This is a genomic window from Cryobacterium sp. Y82 (assembly GCF_002929495.1).
GTDB classification, from domain to species: Bacteria; Actinomycetota; Actinomycetes; order Actinomycetales; family Microbacteriaceae; genus Cryobacterium; species Cryobacterium serini.
Genome location: NZ_PJJJ01000024.1, coordinates 57,951 through 72,534 on the forward strand (window position 1 = coordinate 57,951; position 14,584 = coordinate 72,534).

Annotated in this window: 15 protein-coding genes; 1 reads left to right on the top strand and 14 read right to left on the bottom strand. The window is 63.9% G+C overall.

From position 1 onward, the window contains the following. Window positions 1-2 precede the first annotated feature (2 nt). Both CXY70_RS03165 and CXY70_RS03170 read right to left on the bottom strand, forming a co-directional pair. Window positions 3-743 (bottom strand): phosphonatase-like hydrolase, encoded by a 741-nt coding sequence (locus tag CXY70_RS03165; RefSeq protein WP_104190935.1) that lies wholly within the window; start codon window positions 741-743, stop codon window positions 3-5. Next, window positions 740-2,560, bottom strand: a complete 1,821-nt coding sequence (locus CXY70_RS03170) for a TIGR03364 family FAD-dependent oxidoreductase (protein ID WP_104190936.1) — start codon at window positions 2,558-2,560, stop codon at window positions 740-742. The genes CXY70_RS03165 and CXY70_RS03170 overlap by 4 nt, the downstream gene beginning before the upstream one ends. A 21-nt stretch (window positions 2,561-2,581) precedes the next feature. Here CXY70_RS03170 and CXY70_RS03175 point away from each other — a divergent pair, with 21 nt between their 5' ends. Next, complete coding sequence (locus CXY70_RS03175; RefSeq protein ID WP_104190937.1) at window positions 2,582-4,174, top strand: AMP-binding protein; 1,593 nt, start codon at window positions 2,582-2,584, stop codon at window positions 4,172-4,174. Window positions 4,175-4,194: 20 nt separating this feature from the next. On the opposite strand, the gene CXY70_RS03180 is transcribed toward CXY70_RS03175, so the two are convergent. The 12 genes from CXY70_RS03180 to CXY70_RS03235 all read right to left on the bottom strand — a co-directional run bounded on the left by CXY70_RS03180 (window position 4,195) and on the right by CXY70_RS03235 (window position 14,453). Continuing rightward, window positions 4,195-5,562 (bottom strand): NAD-dependent succinate-semialdehyde dehydrogenase, encoded by a 1,368-nt coding sequence (locus tag CXY70_RS03180; RefSeq protein ID WP_104190938.1) that lies wholly within the window; start codon window positions 5,560-5,562, stop codon window positions 4,195-4,197. Between the two features lie 172 nt (window positions 5,563-5,734). Then, window positions 5,735-6,922, bottom strand: a complete 1,188-nt coding sequence (locus CXY70_RS03185; protein ID WP_104190939.1) for a S9 family peptidase — start codon at window positions 6,920-6,922, stop codon at window positions 5,735-5,737. After that, a complete protein-coding gene (locus CXY70_RS03190) occupies window positions 6,919-7,902 on the bottom strand; it encodes a hypothetical protein (RefSeq protein WP_104190940.1) in 984 nt (327 codons plus the stop codon). Before CXY70_RS03190 ends, CXY70_RS03185 begins: the two co-directional genes overlap by 4 nt. Beyond that, entirely contained in the window at window positions 7,899-8,387 is a 489-nt protein-coding gene (locus tag CXY70_RS03195; RefSeq protein ID WP_146066041.1) for a hypothetical protein, read from the bottom strand. The genes CXY70_RS03190 and CXY70_RS03195 overlap by 4 nt, the downstream gene beginning before the upstream one ends. A 23-nt stretch (window positions 8,388-8,410) precedes the next feature. Further along, window positions 8,411-10,630 (bottom strand): FtsX-like permease family protein, encoded by a 2,220-nt coding sequence (locus CXY70_RS03200; RefSeq protein ID WP_104190942.1) that lies wholly within the window; start codon window positions 10,628-10,630, stop codon window positions 8,411-8,413. Beyond that, window positions 10,627-11,310: an ABC transporter ATP-binding protein gene (locus CXY70_RS03205; RefSeq protein ID WP_104190943.1), complete on the bottom strand. Its 684-nt coding sequence runs from the start codon at window positions 11,308-11,310 to the stop codon at window positions 10,627-10,629. The genes CXY70_RS03200 and CXY70_RS03205 overlap by 4 nt, the downstream gene beginning before the upstream one ends. Next, on the bottom strand, window positions 11,307-11,834 hold the full coding sequence (locus tag CXY70_RS03210) for a PadR family transcriptional regulator (protein WP_104190944.1): 528 nt from the start codon (window positions 11,832-11,834) through the stop codon (window positions 11,307-11,309). Before CXY70_RS03210 ends, CXY70_RS03205 begins: the two co-directional genes overlap by 4 nt. Before the next feature lie 93 nt (window positions 11,835-11,927). After that, window positions 11,928-12,266 (bottom strand): hypothetical protein, encoded by a 339-nt coding sequence (locus CXY70_RS03215; protein WP_104190945.1) that lies wholly within the window; start codon window positions 12,264-12,266, stop codon window positions 11,928-11,930. Window positions 12,267-12,343: 77 nt separating this feature from the next. Beyond that, complete coding sequence (locus tag CXY70_RS03220) at window positions 12,344-12,991, bottom strand: response regulator transcription factor (RefSeq protein WP_104190946.1); 648 nt, start codon at window positions 12,989-12,991, stop codon at window positions 12,344-12,346. After that, the gene (locus CXY70_RS03225; RefSeq protein ID WP_104190947.1) at window positions 12,988-13,188 is read right to left on the bottom strand and encodes a hypothetical protein; all 201 of its coding nucleotides are present in this window, start codon (window positions 13,186-13,188) and stop codon (window positions 12,988-12,990) included. Before CXY70_RS03225 ends, CXY70_RS03220 begins: the two co-directional genes overlap by 4 nt. 160 nt (window positions 13,189-13,348) lie before the next feature. Continuing rightward, window positions 13,349-13,804, bottom strand: a complete 456-nt coding sequence (locus CXY70_RS03230; RefSeq protein WP_104190948.1) for a tetratricopeptide repeat protein — start codon at window positions 13,802-13,804, stop codon at window positions 13,349-13,351. A gap of 133 nt (window positions 13,805-13,937) precedes the next feature. Further along, window positions 13,938-14,453, bottom strand: coding sequence for a GNAT family N-acetyltransferase (locus CXY70_RS03235; protein WP_104190949.1), 516 nt, complete (start codon window positions 14,451-14,453; stop codon window positions 13,938-13,940). Window positions 14,454-14,584 lie beyond the last annotated feature (131 nt).

The following is a 14,584-nucleotide window of genomic DNA, read 5'->3' on the forward strand; positions in this document are numbered from 1 at the left end:
GGCTACTCGATCGTCTCCTCACGCAGGCCGAGCAGTTCGGCGAGGTCGGCGACGCTCGCGATGACGACGTCGGCCCCGGCTTCTTCGAGGGTGTCGCTGTCGTGTGTGCCGGTCAGCACTCCCACGATCAGGCCGGCGCCAGCGTTCAGGCCTGAGCGCATGTCGCTCGCGGTGTCGCCGACGACAACCATGGCTGCAACACTCGACGCCCCGGTACGCAGTAGCGCGGTGAGCGGCAGGTCGGGGTAGGGGCGGCCACGGCCGGCTTCGGCCGGGCAGAGGCTGACGTCGATGAGGTCGTTCCATCCGAGTGAGTCGATGAGCGTGTCCTGCGTCGCTCGGGAGAATCCGGTCACCAGCGCCACTTTCACACCGGAGTCCCGCAGTTCCTGGAACAGGTCGGCCGCGCCCGCGATCGCCGTCACCCCGACCTGTTCGACGAGTTCACCGTAGGCGGCTTCGAACTCGGCCGTCGCGGCGACGGCCGCTTCTTCGGAGTCGGTCAGTTCGCGAAAGACGTCAAGTTTGGACTGCCCCATGGTCTCGCGCACGAAATCGATGGCTTCGGCGACCTCATCGGCGGTGTCCGCCAATTCGCAACGCTCGGCGGCGAGCACGAACGCCCGCTCGACCAGTCCGTCGTCGGTCACGGTGGTGCCGGCCATGTCGAAGACTACGAGCTCAACGTCAACGTCTTCGGTGTCAAAATCGTCGAGATCGAGGGAAAGTGGTGCAGTGCTCATGGGGTGCCTTTCAGGGTAAGGGAGATGGATGAATCGCACACGGTTGCGATGACGTGCTCCGCGAGACCGAGCCCGGTCGTCATACCGATTCCGGTGGTTGCCGCAACGAGATAGACGCCGGGTTCGGGCTGGTCGATGAGAAAGTCGGCACGGCCTGAGGCGTAGACGCCCTGCCACCGTTCCAGCACCCGCGGGCGCGTCACGCCAAACAGCTCACCTGTGAGGTGCAGCAGCTGCTCGAAGGCATGCTCATTCTGGAATGGAGAAACGGAAGCCCCGCGATAGTGCGTGTCCCCCACAATCAGCGATCCGTCGGGCAACTGGGTATACATCTGGTTGAGGTCGAGTTCGCCGAGCGCCGGGTACTCCCGCCGTAGCCGTTCGCCCAAAACCGCGGCGGCCGGCAGACCGGAGAATGCCCCGTAGCGCAGAAGCGACCAGCCGGTCAGCACCGGCGCAGGCAGGGGCGCACGAAGGCCTGCGTCGACGCGCAGCATGTCCAGGCCACAGCGCACAATGCCGTCGCGCTCCGCGACTTCCGGGTACAACTGGTCGATGTCATGGTTCACCGCCACGATGACCGTTCCGGCATCGATCGACCCCCGAGTCGTTGTGACCCGACCGGGGCGCACGGCCGTCACCGCGGTTCGGTATCGAAATTCGACGCCCCGACTGGCCAGGTACGCGGCGAGACCGGCTCCGGCCTGGCGCGGATTGACCTGAAGGTCCCACGCAAGCATCGCTCCGCCGCGTGCCGTATCGGGGGCCAGCGGCAAACGAGCGTTGACCTCGGCAGCGCTCAGCACCACCACGTCGGGTTGACCACTACCAAAGAGCGATTCGGTTCCCCGCTGGGCCGCCAGTTCGGATAAAACGGCCAGTTCGTCGTCTGCCCTGGCAACGACGACGGTGCCCGACTCGCGCAGCCAGACTCCGGCATCCGCTGCCAGTCGCAGCCACAGCGGGCGCGATCGCAGCGCAAATTCACGGGCCAGGCCGCTTTGCGGCGTGAAGCACAGGTGACCGAAATTTCGAACGGATGCCCCGCCGACGGCTCCCGCCCGGTCGACAACGACCACGGACAAGCCCCGGTCGACGGCGGCGAGCGCGTGCCCGAGTCCGACGATTCCGCTGCCGACGACGACCACGTCGAAGCGCGTCATCGGAACACCCGCCGCATCCACACTGCCAGCCCTTCGACCAGGACCACCGTCACGAGAATCATCAGCACGATCGGGTGCACCGGGAACCATGGTCTCAGCGACGACCTTCACCTTGTTACTCTTGGCGACCTCGCTGTCTTCGGCGAAGTCGACCTCGCATTCCTTGCCTTCGCCCACCTTCTGCACGCTCACATCGTGCTTGCCGGCAAAGACCGGGGTCACGTCGGAGACGGGATCGACGCCAGCTTCGAGCAGGTTATAGGAGGGAAACAGGTAACCGCTGGTCGAGGACGGGTCGACGAAACAGACCGTCTTGCCAGCGAATTCCTCGAGTGAAGAAATGCTGCTGTCCGCCGGCACGATCGCCTGGAAGTAATGCCCGGGCGCCTCACCCTTGGTCGTCACGATCGAGGAGATCGGGGCGAGCACCGTCGTGGCGGTACGAGAAGAGGTGCGTGAAAAAGGGCTGGGGATTGCCACGTGAAACCTTCCTGAGTCAAGGCCAGTACGTTTAGCCACGTTAAGCAGGCCACGCCAACAACGATGGTGCGCCGGGTAACCAGCAGGTGAACGGGCAGCGGCAATTGGACGAGCGTGTCTGTGGTCACATGCACAGTTTCGTCCCGGCGCTGGGCGGTACCGTGTAGAGTTCACGCCCGATCAAAGGAGATCTTCGTGTTCACGAGCCCCTACGCTCCCGTTGAGATTCCCGACGTCACCATTTTCGACTACCTGTTCGACGCTTTGAGCGAGGCTGAACTCGATCGCATTGCCGTCATCGACGGGGTGAGCGGCGCTGAACTCAGCTACCGCACTCTGGTCGATCAGATCACCCGGGTAGCTGGTGCTCTTGCCGCAGAAGGTGTCGGTCCCGGCACGGTCGTGGGCTTGCTCTGCCCGAACACGCCTGCATTCACGGCCATCTTCCACGGCATCCTGCGCGCGGGCGCAACCGTCACCACCATCAACTCGCTTTACACCCCCGACGATATCCACCGCCAGCTCCACGACTCCGGCGCCACCTGGCTCATCACCGTCTCGCCGCTGCTACCGGGCGCCAAGGCGGCAGCGCACGCGTCGGGCATTCCCGACGAGCGCATCGTGGTCATCGAGGGCGAGACGGGGCATCCGTCGCTCGCTGATTTGCTGGCAGCGGATGCCGCAGCGCCGACCGTGACCATCGACCCGGCCACGCACGTGGCCGTTCTGCCCTACTCCTCCGGCACGACCGCAGCGCCCAAGGGCGTCATGCTCAGCCACCGCAACCTCATCGCGAACGTGCAGCAGGCGCGCGACCTGATCGGCGTCGTCCCAGAGGACAAGGTGCTCGCGCTGCTGCCGTTCTACCACATCTACGGAATGACGGTTCTGCTGAACCTCGCCTTCAAACAGCGGGCTGCCCTCGTCACCATGGCCAGGTTCGACTTCGTCGAATTTCTGCGCATGATCCAGGACCACCGCTGCAGCTACGTCTTCATCGCACCACCGATCGCGGTGGCCGTCGCGAAGCATCCGCTGGTCGAAAAATATGACCTGTCAAGCGTTCACACCATTCTCTCCGGGGCAGCACCGCTCGACGGCGCCCTCGCCGCGGCCGTCGCCGCCCGGCTGGACTGTCGCATTCTGCAGGGCTACGGCATGACGGAGGTGAGCCCGGTGAGTCACCTGATTCCAATCGATGCTCCGCACCTGTCGCGCGCCTCGGTGGGTGTGACAATTCCGAACATGGACTGCAAGCTCATCTCGACCGAAACCGGGGACGAGATCGAGGCTCCAGAAAACGGGGTGAGCGAACGGGGCGAACTGCTGGTGCGTGGCCCGAACGTGATGCTCGGCTACCTCAACAACGAGAAGGCGACCCGCGAGACCATCGACGCCGACGGGTTTCTGCACACCGGAGACATTGCCACAGTCAGCGCGCTCGGCGAGGTGACCATCGTCGACCGCAGCAAAGAACTGATCAAGTACAAGGGCTACCAAATAGCGCCGGCCGAACTCGAGGCGCTGCTGCTCACCCACCCAGAGATCGCGGATGCGGCCGTGATCGGCGCAGCGGATGCCGACGGCCAGGAGATACCGAAGGCCTTCGTCGTCACCGTGGCTGAGTCTGGTGTCACGGCCGAGGAGGTCATGGCCTTCGTCAGCGAGCGGGTCGCCCCGCACAAGAAGGTGCGCGCGGTCGAGTTCATCGAGGTGATTCCGAAGTCGGCCTCCGGCAAGATTCTGCGCAAAGACCTTCGAGCGCAGGAGCGTGCAGCGACGGTTTAGCCGCCACGGTCGGCATGGGGTCAGCCGATGCGGATGAGCTTCTTGTTCACGAACTCGCTGGCACCGAAGCGTCCGAGTTCGCGCCCGAAGCCGCTTCTTTTCACCCCGCCGAACGGTAGCTCTGCGCTGCCGGCGTCGACGAGGTTGACGAACACCATGCCGGTTTCGATGCGGTCAGCAACGCGCAGAGCCTGCTCGGGATCGGTCGTGAACAGGTAGGAGCCCAGGCCGAAGGGAGTGTCGTTTGCGAGGGTGACGGCGTGATCTTCTGAGGCTGCCCGGTAGACGAATGCTACGGGGCCGAAGAACTCCTCATGGTACGTGTCGTTGTCTGGCGTGACATCGGTGAGCACGGCCGATGGGTAGAAAGTGCCAGACCGTTTGCCCGTGGTCGCTAGGGTCGCTCCCTGCGCGACTGCGCGCTCGACCTGCTCCTCGAGATGCTCGGCCGCGGCGAGGGACGAAATGGGTCCGTAGTCTGCCCCGGGGACGGTCGGATCGCTGGGAGAGCACGCCAGGATAGCGGCGGTGAACTTCTGTGTGAACTCATCGTAAAGTCCATCGATCACGATGAATCGTTTGGCGGCGTCGCAGGCCTGTCCGCCATTGCGGAGGCGACCGGCGACGGCGGCATCCACTGCTGCGGCCATGTCGTCGGTGCTCAGCAAAATGAACGGGTCCGACCCGCCCAGCTCCAGCACGACCTTCTTGAGGTGGCGACCGGCGACCTCGGCAACGGCCGCGCCGGCGCCCTCCGAACCGGTGAGGGAGACGCCCTGTACCCGCGGGTCGGCGATGATCGTGGCGACCTGCTCGCTGTCCGCGTAGACATTGGTATAGGCGCCGGCCGGGAAGCCTGCGTCGTGAAAGATTTGCTCAATCGCCGCGGCCGACTCCGGGCACTGCGACGCATGCTTGAGGATGATCGTGTTGCCCGTCATGAGGTTCGGTGCAGCGAAGCGCGCAACCTGGTAATACGGGAAATTCCACGGCATGACACCGATCAGCACACCGAGCGATTTGGAGCGCATGAAGGCAGAACCCCCGCCGCTGCGCAGGGTGATGGGTTCGTCCTTCAGAAATTCCTGCGCGTTCTCGGCGTAGTACCGGTAGATGTCGGCGGCATAGTCGACCTCGCCGAGCGCTTGATCGACGGGCTTGCCCATCTCGCGCACGATCATGGCCGCGAGCTCGTCGCGGCGTTCCTCATGCAAATCACCGACCCGGCGCAGGAGGGCGGCCCGCTCGTCGGTCGAGGAAGACCGTGACCAGCCAACGTGGGCCGCATCTGCCGATGCGATGACCTGCTCGAGTTCATCACTCGAAATCTGGGGGTACGTCTTGACGGTCTCGCCGGTGGCGGGGTTGATAACGGCGTGGTGGCTCACGAGCCACCTCCTTTCACGGGGCTACTGTTCCGGAGGAAATCACGTAATACGAGCCAATCATGTTCGCGGCAATTGTCAAGGCTCAGGAGGCCAGTGGAGTTGAGGCGCTAGTTTCAGCGCGCGCTGGTCCTCGAATCACGGGCAGCTGCAGACCCAGCGTTGGCTCTGGGCCTTATTCCGAGCTGCGCCAGGGACTTCTCGATAGCTGTATGCGATGCAGCCACTCGGAGAGAGCGGATTCCCACAGGTGGGGGCTCCTGTTCCATTCCAGCGTGTGCGGAGCCGGGGGTAGCGTGACGAGCTCGACCAGGCCGGTGTGGGCATCCGCGAACGCCCGCGACAGGGCGATCGGAACGGAGAGGTCGCCAAAACTGTGCAGTACCAGCGTTGGGACCTCGAGGTCAAAGCCGTTGTCGATCCAGTTCAGATCACCGAGGCGTATTGGCTCTTGCAGGCCGGTTACCCGTCGCCACGAGGGACTTTCGAGGGCATGTAGCGCCAAGCGAGTCACGGGAGCCGGCACGCGCGCTCGACGGCCGGCGGCAAGAATCGTCGCCCGCCAATTGACGACCGGGGCGATGAGGCACAGCCCGATGATGCGCTTCCGATGCTGTGATGACCGGGTGAGCTGCAGAGCGATCGTCGCGCCCATTGACCAGCCAACGAGAATGATCTTTTCTGCGCCGTGGGCCACGGCGTACGTAAGGGCCGCGTCGATATCGCGCCACTCGGTCTGGCCCAGCATCGATTTTCTATCGCGCGAGCTCGGGGCCTCGTGGTCGTTCCGGTACGAGACCACGAGCGATGTGAGGCCGGCACAGTGGGCGACCGGAACGCCGCGCAGCGGGCCCGCCCTGCTCGCGCCCTGCCCGTGGATATGGATCGCCCACGTCGAGGCGGGTAGCCGGTCGATCGGGGCGTCGAAGCGGTAGGCGGGCGCAGGACCGAGTGCGGTCGGGACGGTGACGGCGGTGAACGGCAGTGCGACATCCACTGCTTGCGACGGTACGACCCCGCTCCACCTCGCCGAGAGGCCCGCTCGCAGCGGTGTGCCGCGCGCGATGACGACCGCACGCGTAACGATGGAGGCGCGCTCATCAACGGCGAGGACTGCACCGAGCTGTGCGTAGCCACGGCCGGAGTCGAACCAGATCGCGTAGTGTCCCGGCGCCTGTGTCGCATCGTTCAAGGGCAGGGTCACGGCGTACGGCGACGACGAGACATCATCGACCTCGAGGAGGCGGAGTCGTTCGCACCTCGGCGCATCCGTTCTGATGATCTTCCTGACGACAGCCAGACTCGCAACCAGGAGACCGCCGGAGAACAAACCGCCGGAGAACAGCAGATAACCGATTCTCAAGCGGATGTCCGCTGCGCACCGATGCGCGTCTCGGTCGCTGCGAGCAACGTGAGATCTTTATCTCTAAGTCGGTCGCGAGCAGTCGGGTTGAACAGAAGAGCGTCACGGATCTCCACCAGCATGCGGTGCACAACGGTGTCAACGTCGCGCGATACCAAACCTGGCGCGTAAGGGTGAGACCCATCACCCAACTCAATGCGTTGGGCAGAAACATCAGCCCAAATGCGCGTGAGGTCGGGGAGAGCCGCCTGTAGTTTGCGCCGATGGAGCTTAGTGCTGACCCAGCCCAGAATCGGCGGGAGAGATAATCCGAAACAGAGAAGCAGGATAGCGGCCAGATTCAGCACATCGTAGGCACTCGCAAAGAGGGAAAGCAGCGACAGCGACCCGAAGACATGCGCAAGATCCATTCCCACGACGCTGAGCACAGTGAGAACGGCCGCGCCACAACCGGCGCCCACGACACGGAACCCGAGTCGACGAGCCGGGGTGCTCATGCGTCCGGCAAAGCGCAGGCAGATCGTTCCAGTCAGGGCCACGACGATGCCCAAATAGGTAAATTGAATCAGGGAGTAGGCGGCAGCTGCGGGTTGGTTGCCGAAGTCCTGCATAAACGTTCCCGAGGTTGTGGGCGCGTCAATGAGGACGAAGGTCGTCACCATGAGGCTGGCCGTGATGACGGCCCCGATCCGAAACGGCCTGGCCGCCGCGTTCGCGCGGCTGGGCGACGATGCTCGCAGAATGGCTCGCGACAGGAAATAAACGCCGAGGAGGAGTAAAAGATTTGCGGGCAGATCCGCGTAATTTCGGCCCCCGAGAAGGCCGTCTGCTGCGAAGTACACCGCGTCGATGTTCAGGGTCAGCGAGACCGCAATCATGACGGCGGCATAGAGAATGCTCTGATCCGTGCGTCGGCGGGTACCGAGGGACAGCGCGCCTACGAGTCCCCAGAGGGCCAGGGCGACGATCAGTTGCATCATCCAAACACTCCTTCGAAGCCCTCAGGCTCCTTAGTGCTGGTGCGAATGGCGCCGGTCAGGAGATCGGCCAGCGACTCCGCCGCCAACTCGAACTCGTCGCGAAAATCGGAACGGCCGAACGCGATGAGCGGACCATCCGTTCCGAGCATGCCATGTAACGTCGGGTCGGCCACCTCGTCATGGCGCAAGATCATATGCGCCAACTCATGACAGACAATCTGCTGCCGATGATGTTCCGAATCCGTTTCGACGTGGAAGATCAAATCGTCGGTTTCGCGCGACAACCAGAGCCCGCAAATTTCGGTTCCATTCAGCAGTGGCGTGGAGGCGATCGAGATTCGCGTCTTCCTTGACTGTTCGACGAGGGACACGAGGCTCGGCAGGGACACACGAACGGGGAGGCCCAATGCCGTAAATGCGGCCACGGCGTGACCCCGAGAGGTGCGGTCATCCCCCGAGGCCGATTCGTCAGTTCTTGTTCTCATCAGATCCATCCTGCATCAGGAGGTCATTCGTAGCGAATCGCGGCCAGATCCGTGTTTTTCCCCAGCCGACCGGCGGCAGCGGCAACCGCAGCGAGGGCCAGTACCACGCTCGCTGTGAGCGCTCCGAGGTAGCGCGCATCGGGCCAGCCGACCGATCGGCCACTGTCGGTCAACCCCACAAGGATGAGGTCGGCGACGAGAAAGCCAAGCCCGATGGACAGGGCCATTACGGCCAGTAGCGGGGCGGCCGCTTCGAGGATGATGATGCGGCGAAGGCCGGCGAGGTTCATGCCGAGCAACCGCAGCAGGGCGAGCATCCGTCGACGGTCGATCATTGCCGAGACGGTGGCGATAGCGAGTGAGAGCCCGGCAATAAGCGTCGCCACGCCGATACCCAAATAGGCGAGGGTGGCATAACTGGCCGCCATGGACTGCAGTCGATCATCGGCGAGATCCGTTCGGGTGACGGCGGGCCTCCATCCGGTTGTGAAAATCGTGCTTGCCTGCAACGCCGTTCGTGCCCGTTCGAGCGCGGCCGTCGACCCGTCGGTGCCAAGGAGCAGGATGCTCGGCGTGAGCTCCGCCACATCGGTCGCTTCCGCCGGGGTGAACACGGCGGGCGCACCCGTCATGACGTCGCTATTGACGGAGACGACGGCCGCAGGCGGAACAGCCCCGAGGCCGAGGCCGTTCGCGGCTTCCGCCACGAGTAAGAGCCGGCCCACGTCGGGGCTGTCACCCGAGTCAAGCGTGTACACGGTGACCACCCCGGTGATGCCCGGGGTTGCGGCGAGACGCGCGCGTTCTGCATCCGTTCCCACGGGGTCGGCCGCGTCTAGGGTGGGCTCCAAATATTGGATAAGGGTAGTGACGGCAAGTGATCCAGGCCCAACAATGGGGGCCGCGCTTTGGTCAGCGGTTGTCGCGGCGCCCGCAAAGACGCTCACCATGAATACGGCAACCACGAGGCCGCTCACGGAGCGGAACGTGGCCACGGGCGTGCGACGGATGCGGTTGCCCGCGATGATTCCGGCCGCTTTTCCGCTGCGCCGCGCCATGATGCGGCCGGCAATCAGGGTCAGGTAGGGGCCTGCCACGAGCAGACCTACGGTGGTGATGGTGAAACCGATGATGATCAGCGTTCCGACGCGCGGAACTGGTAGTCCGGCGAGCACGGCCAGGGTCGTGGCGATGAGCATGCCCAACCCGCCGGCGAGGGGCAGCAGGCGAAGCATTGAGGGGGTCTTCTCTTGTCGCTGCTTCGTTTGGCCGAGCGGCCCGATACCCGCACGACGGATGCGCCAGCCCGCGGTCGCCGCGGATGCCGCGACGGTCACCGCCACCACCAGGGCTGCCGTGAGCGGAGTCACGGCGAGGTCTGCGGCAAAGAACACGCCGTCGTCGACGGGAACGAGCGCGGCGACCGGGCCGAGCAGTGCGGCCATCAGCACGCCGATCAGCGCGCCGACGAGACTAGTGGCCGCCGTCTCCAACGCGGCGATCGCGGCGACCGTGCGCGGGGTAGCGCCGATCAGACGCAGTGTGGCAAAGCGCTCCCGCCGGGCGGCGGCACCGAGCCCGGTCACGATGCTCACCAGCAGCAGCACTGGGAACAATACGGCGATGGCGCCCACGATCGCCACGGTTTGGTAACTGGAGTTCGCTCGGTAGGGCAGGCCCGTGAAGTCGGTCACAATCTGGGCCGTGGGGCGCTCGAGCAGGTCGTTCGCAGTGGCACCGACAACCACGACGAGCGAGTCGGGGCTCGCTAAACCCGCGTCACTAATGGTTCCCGTGAGTGTTCCGAAGCGGTCGCCGAGCTCGTCGGCTGGAACCCTCGCAATGCGGTCGATGAGCGCGGGCGATGCGTAGTATTCCCCCGACTGCGGCAGGTCGGTGATGCCCGGAATCGTGACGCTCGACGTCGTTAGTGCAGCGACATCAAAGCGCCCGATCCGTGCTCCCTCGTGCCGGTCGGTCGTCCGGGCCAGCAGTACTCGGTCAGTGCCGAGCGACGCCATGTCACCGGTCACCGCGCGCGGGCTTGTGTCGCCGTCGGCCACGTAGCCCCCGGAGGCGCTCATCCAGCTAGACCGCTCGTCGCGAGCGTCGAGGCCTTGGTAGGCGCCCCCGAGCAAGAGCGCGAGCGTGACACCCACCGCGACACCGGCAGTGATACCCAGGAGCCGACCCCAGGAGGCACGGCTGCCGATCACGGCTAGACGCACGATGCTCGGGTTCATGAGATCCCGACTCGGTCAGTTGCGGCCAGCTGGCCATCACGCACGATGATCTCTCGGTCGGCGTAGGCCGCCGTGCGAGGGTCGTGGGTGATCATCACCAGGGTAGTTCCCGCCTGTCGCACGAGCTCGAGCATCGCCGTCAGAACGTTCTCGGCGGCGAGTGAGTCCAGGGAACCGGTGGGCTCATCTGCAAAGAGCACCGACGGATGCGCCACGAGGGCCCGCGCGATCGCTACGCGCTGGGCCTCGCCGCCGGAAAGTTCGCCGGGCAGCTTGGCGGCGGCAGCCTCGAGGCCGAGGCGGTCGAGCCATCCGTGCGCTTCCTTCAACGCCTGCCGGCGTTTCATACCCCTGAGCAGGAGGGGGATGGTGATGTTGTCGACCGCAGTCAGGTCGGGCAGGAGCTGCCCAAACTGAAAAACGAAGCCGAACTCGGCCAGGCGCAGGGCAGAGCGACGAGCCTCGTTGAGGGCGCTGACGGTGACACCGTCGACGATTACCTTGCCGCTGTCCGGCACCAGCACACCGGCGAGGCAGTGCAAAAGGCTCGACTTGCCAGAGCCCGATGGGCCCATCACGGCGATGACCTCGCCGCGGTGGATGTCGAGATCGATGCCCCGGAGGGCATCCGTCGTGCCGAAGGACTTGCGCAGGCCCCGGGCCTGGATGAAGACGGTCATGGCAGGGTGATCTCGTTTCGCAGTTGGGTGAGTCGGGCGGCGGTCAGGTCGATCCAGCGCAGGTCGGCCTCAATGTGGAAGAGCGCGTGGTCGCACAGCAGCATGCGCATCAAATTCGCGCCCTGCTTTTCACGGGTGAGTTCGCGCATCCGCGCGAGGTGTTCGGTGCGTTGCACGTCGAGGAGCCGGTCGGCATTGTCGTTGACTAGAAGGGCAATGATGGTCTTGGCAAAAAGGTTGCTCTGCAAAGTCTCTGAGGGGACGTCGGGGGTGAACATCCACTGCGAAACGCGGTGCCGGCCAAGGTCGGTCACCTCATACTTCTTGCGGTCGGGACCGCCGCCAGCCTCGTCGGCAAGCGCAAGAATCTGCCCGTCGCGGGTCATGCGCGCGAGGCTCGCGTAGACCTGACCGAAGGCGAGGGGCTTGCGCACTCCGAAAAATCGATCGTAGGTGTGCTTGAGGTCGTAGCCATAGCTGGGTTCGACGCTGAGCAACCCGAGCAAGGTCAAGGAGTTGTCCACGACTCCAACTATACACGCAGTGTATAGTCACACGTCATGCTTCCGTGGTCAGGCAAAACCAGCCCGGAGTTCAACGAGCTGGTGAACCCTCGGTTAGCTGCCGACGCCCGAACCGGTTCCCCAGAGTGGATAGGTCGCCAGCACGACCGCGATGAGTGCGAAAGCGCAGGCGATCAGCGCAACTTGCACAACGGATATCGGGCGCCGAGAAAGCGACCGCACGCCGAGCAGAATACTGTAGCTTCCGCCGATGACTACGGCCCAGGTGAGAAGCACCCAACCCATCAGCCATGTGAGCACGGACACACCTTCCGCGGCCCCGCTGAGGATACCGACGGCGTCGCCTATGCCGAAGGAAGCCGCAGCGCCAACTGCCAGCGCGAGGGCGAAAACCGGTACTGCCACGGTCGCACGCGGCTGAAGTCGCTCCATGCGTCATAACCTAGTGCCCACAGACCGGGACTACAACGAAAAGATTCTCCGCTATAAAGGCAGGCGCCGGTTGGGGATCAGAGCAGTCCGGCGTTGCGCACCATCATCGCCAGCTGCACTCGGTTAGTGGTGTCGATTTTCTGAAAAATGTGTGTGATCGTTGCTTTTACGGTCGCGACGCTCACGAACAGACGAGTGGCTATTTCTGCGTTGGGAAGTCCGCGTGCAATTTGGATAGCGACGTCGCGTTCTCGGTCGGTGAGCGTGGCGAGCGAGGCTAACGCTGCGGAGTTCAGCAAGGCTGTTGCAGCGGTGCTGGTGGCTGCGGCGATCAACCGGCGTGTAATCGTTGGTGAGAGCATGGGTTCACCGGCTGCGACGGCATGGATTGCGCCGATCAGGCGCGCGGGCGACGTGTCTTTCAACAGAAAGCCGGCGGCGCCGGCCCCCAGAGCACGAAGGACGAGGTCGTCCGCTTCGAAAGTTGTCAGCACGATGATGGCTGGCGCTGTGGGGTGCGCCATGAGCTTCTCCGTCGTCGTCACTCCGTCTTGTACCGGCATGCGGATGTCCATCAGCATCACGTCGACGTCACCGGCAAGTTTTTCTGCCTCCACGCCGTTGGCTGCTTCGGCGACGATCTGGATATCAGTTTCACCACCGAGAATGAGCCGTAACCCGGTGCGCACCAACGCGTCGTCGTCCACGATCGCCAAACGGATCACGAGGGCATCTCCCAGGGCAGTGTCGCATCGAGAATGAACCGTTCATCGGCGACAAGGTTCGTCAGGGTGCCGCTGACCATGTTCACCCGTTCGGTCAGGCCGATCAGTCCGAGGCCACCGGATGAAGGATCGACGCGGCCCAGTAATAGCGTGTTGCTGATGCGCAGGTGGAGTTCTTGCCCCGGTCGCCCGCGCATCAGCACCTCGACACGCGCGCCCGGTGCATGTTTGCAAAATCAAGCCACCGTCACAGGCGGGCTGGCAATAACGAGCGCAAAATGCGCAAATCATGTAGAGCTCTTGCACCACCATGCTCCCCTCATACATTGCCCTTTTCGGACAGCGCACCCGTCACGGTCACATGTGTCCGCAGCTCGAACCCTCACTGGGACGGTTAAACCTTCTGTCCATCGCAGGCGGCTGGTGGGAGTCGACGATCGCGTCGGCGTAGTGGTTGATCGCACCGCGATAGACGGGCAGGGACTTTGCCGAAGCCTTGAGGGCGACTCGTAAAGCATCGCCGGGCCGCCCAGCGTCGAAGAGCGCTAAAGCAAGAAAAGCTTCGCCGACAGTTGCGTCCGGTTCCATGCCTTCGAGAATCTTGACCGCTTCGGTGGTCTCACCGACGTTGCGAAGTGAGCTGGCCAGCTGCATTTGAGCCTGAGAGTTACGGACAGGATCGAGACCAAGTTCCAGTGCACGGCGGTAAAGCGGAATCGCTTCCGCTTCCCGTCCAAGAAAGTCATGCACCGACGCCCACTCGAAGATGGCGGCCGGATCATCGTCACGTCGCTCTGCGACCAGAGCCTGCATAGAGCCGAAAGTGAGCTCCTGGTCGGCGCCACTGGCGTCAGTCTAAAATATTCTGATTCGTTCTTCCCAGTCAGTCACGGGCCTATTTTGGCAGACTGTAGGACTCCTTGAGCACTGCCCGTCAGGGAACGTCTTACGGACCTGGCGCCTCAAGGTGGGCAACCATCTGCACCCGGCGCCCATATCGGTCAAGCCCAAGTTCGTTCTCGATGCCGACAAGGGAACGGTGAAATTGCGTTGCTGGTTCTTCCTCCACAAAACCGGCGCTCGCGTAGAACGGGGCGTTCCAGGGAATGTCCGCGTAGGTGCGAAGCGAGATGCGGTGGTAGCCGCGCTTCCGCGCTTGAATTTTGGCGGCCTCGACGAGCGCTCGACCCCAGCCCTTTCGCCCATCCCCCGGTGCTACGGACAGCTGCTCCAAGTGGCAGATGCCGTCGACCTCTAGAACGTGGACAAAGCCGGCTACGTGACCGTCGTGGAGCTCGACGACGAGGATGAAGCCGGGCTCCGATGCACGATTAGCGCCCGTGGGTGCGGCAGCCCAGTCATCCGGCTTGAGTTTGTTGATCAAAAGCCGATCAGCGTCGTTTTCAATTTTCTCGAAAGCGTCGAGGTCTCTCGATCGGGCGAAGCGGACGCTGGCTGCCATGTACCAAGAGTACGGACTGGAACGCCCCGGAGAAGTACCTCTACCCTGGATAAGGGTACTGGCTCTATGGACAAGCGACAGTGCTGTCGCCCTCCTGATTGTCGGCTGACCAGCCAACAGAGGGCGGCAAG

Coding starts and splice junctions, on each gene's coding strand:
- CXY70_RS03190 (WP_104190940.1), bottom strand. CDS start 7,902: ATGATGCAACTGATCGTCGCCCTGGCCCTCTGGGGACTCGTAGGCGCG.
- CXY70_RS03195 (WP_146066041.1), bottom strand. CDS start 8,387: ATGAGAACAAGAACTGACGAATCGGCCTCGGGGGATGACCGCACCTCT.
- CXY70_RS03200 (WP_104190942.1), bottom strand. CDS start 10,630: ATGAACCCGAGCATCGTGCGTCTAGCCGTGATCGGCAGCCGTGCCTCC.
- CXY70_RS03235 (WP_104190949.1), bottom strand. CDS start 14,453: ATGGCAGCCAGCGTCCGCTTCGCCCGATCGAGAGACCTCGACGCTTTC.
- CXY70_RS03165 (WP_104190935.1), bottom strand. CDS start 743: ATGAGCACTGCACCACTTTCCCTCGATCTCGACGATTTTGACACCGAA.
- CXY70_RS03230 (WP_104190948.1), bottom strand. CDS start 13,804: ATGCAGGCTCTGGTCGCAGAGCGACGTGACGATGATCCGGCCGCCATC.
- CXY70_RS03215 (WP_104190945.1), bottom strand. CDS start 12,266: ATGGAGCGACTTCAGCCGCGTGCGACCGTGGCAGTACCGGTTTTCGCC.
- CXY70_RS03225 (WP_104190947.1), bottom strand. CDS start 13,188: ATGCGCGGGCGACCGGGGCAAGAACTCCACCTGCGCATCAGCAACACG.
- CXY70_RS03205 (WP_104190943.1), bottom strand. CDS start 11,310: ATGACCGTCTTCATCCAGGCCCGGGGCCTGCGCAAGTCCTTCGGCACG.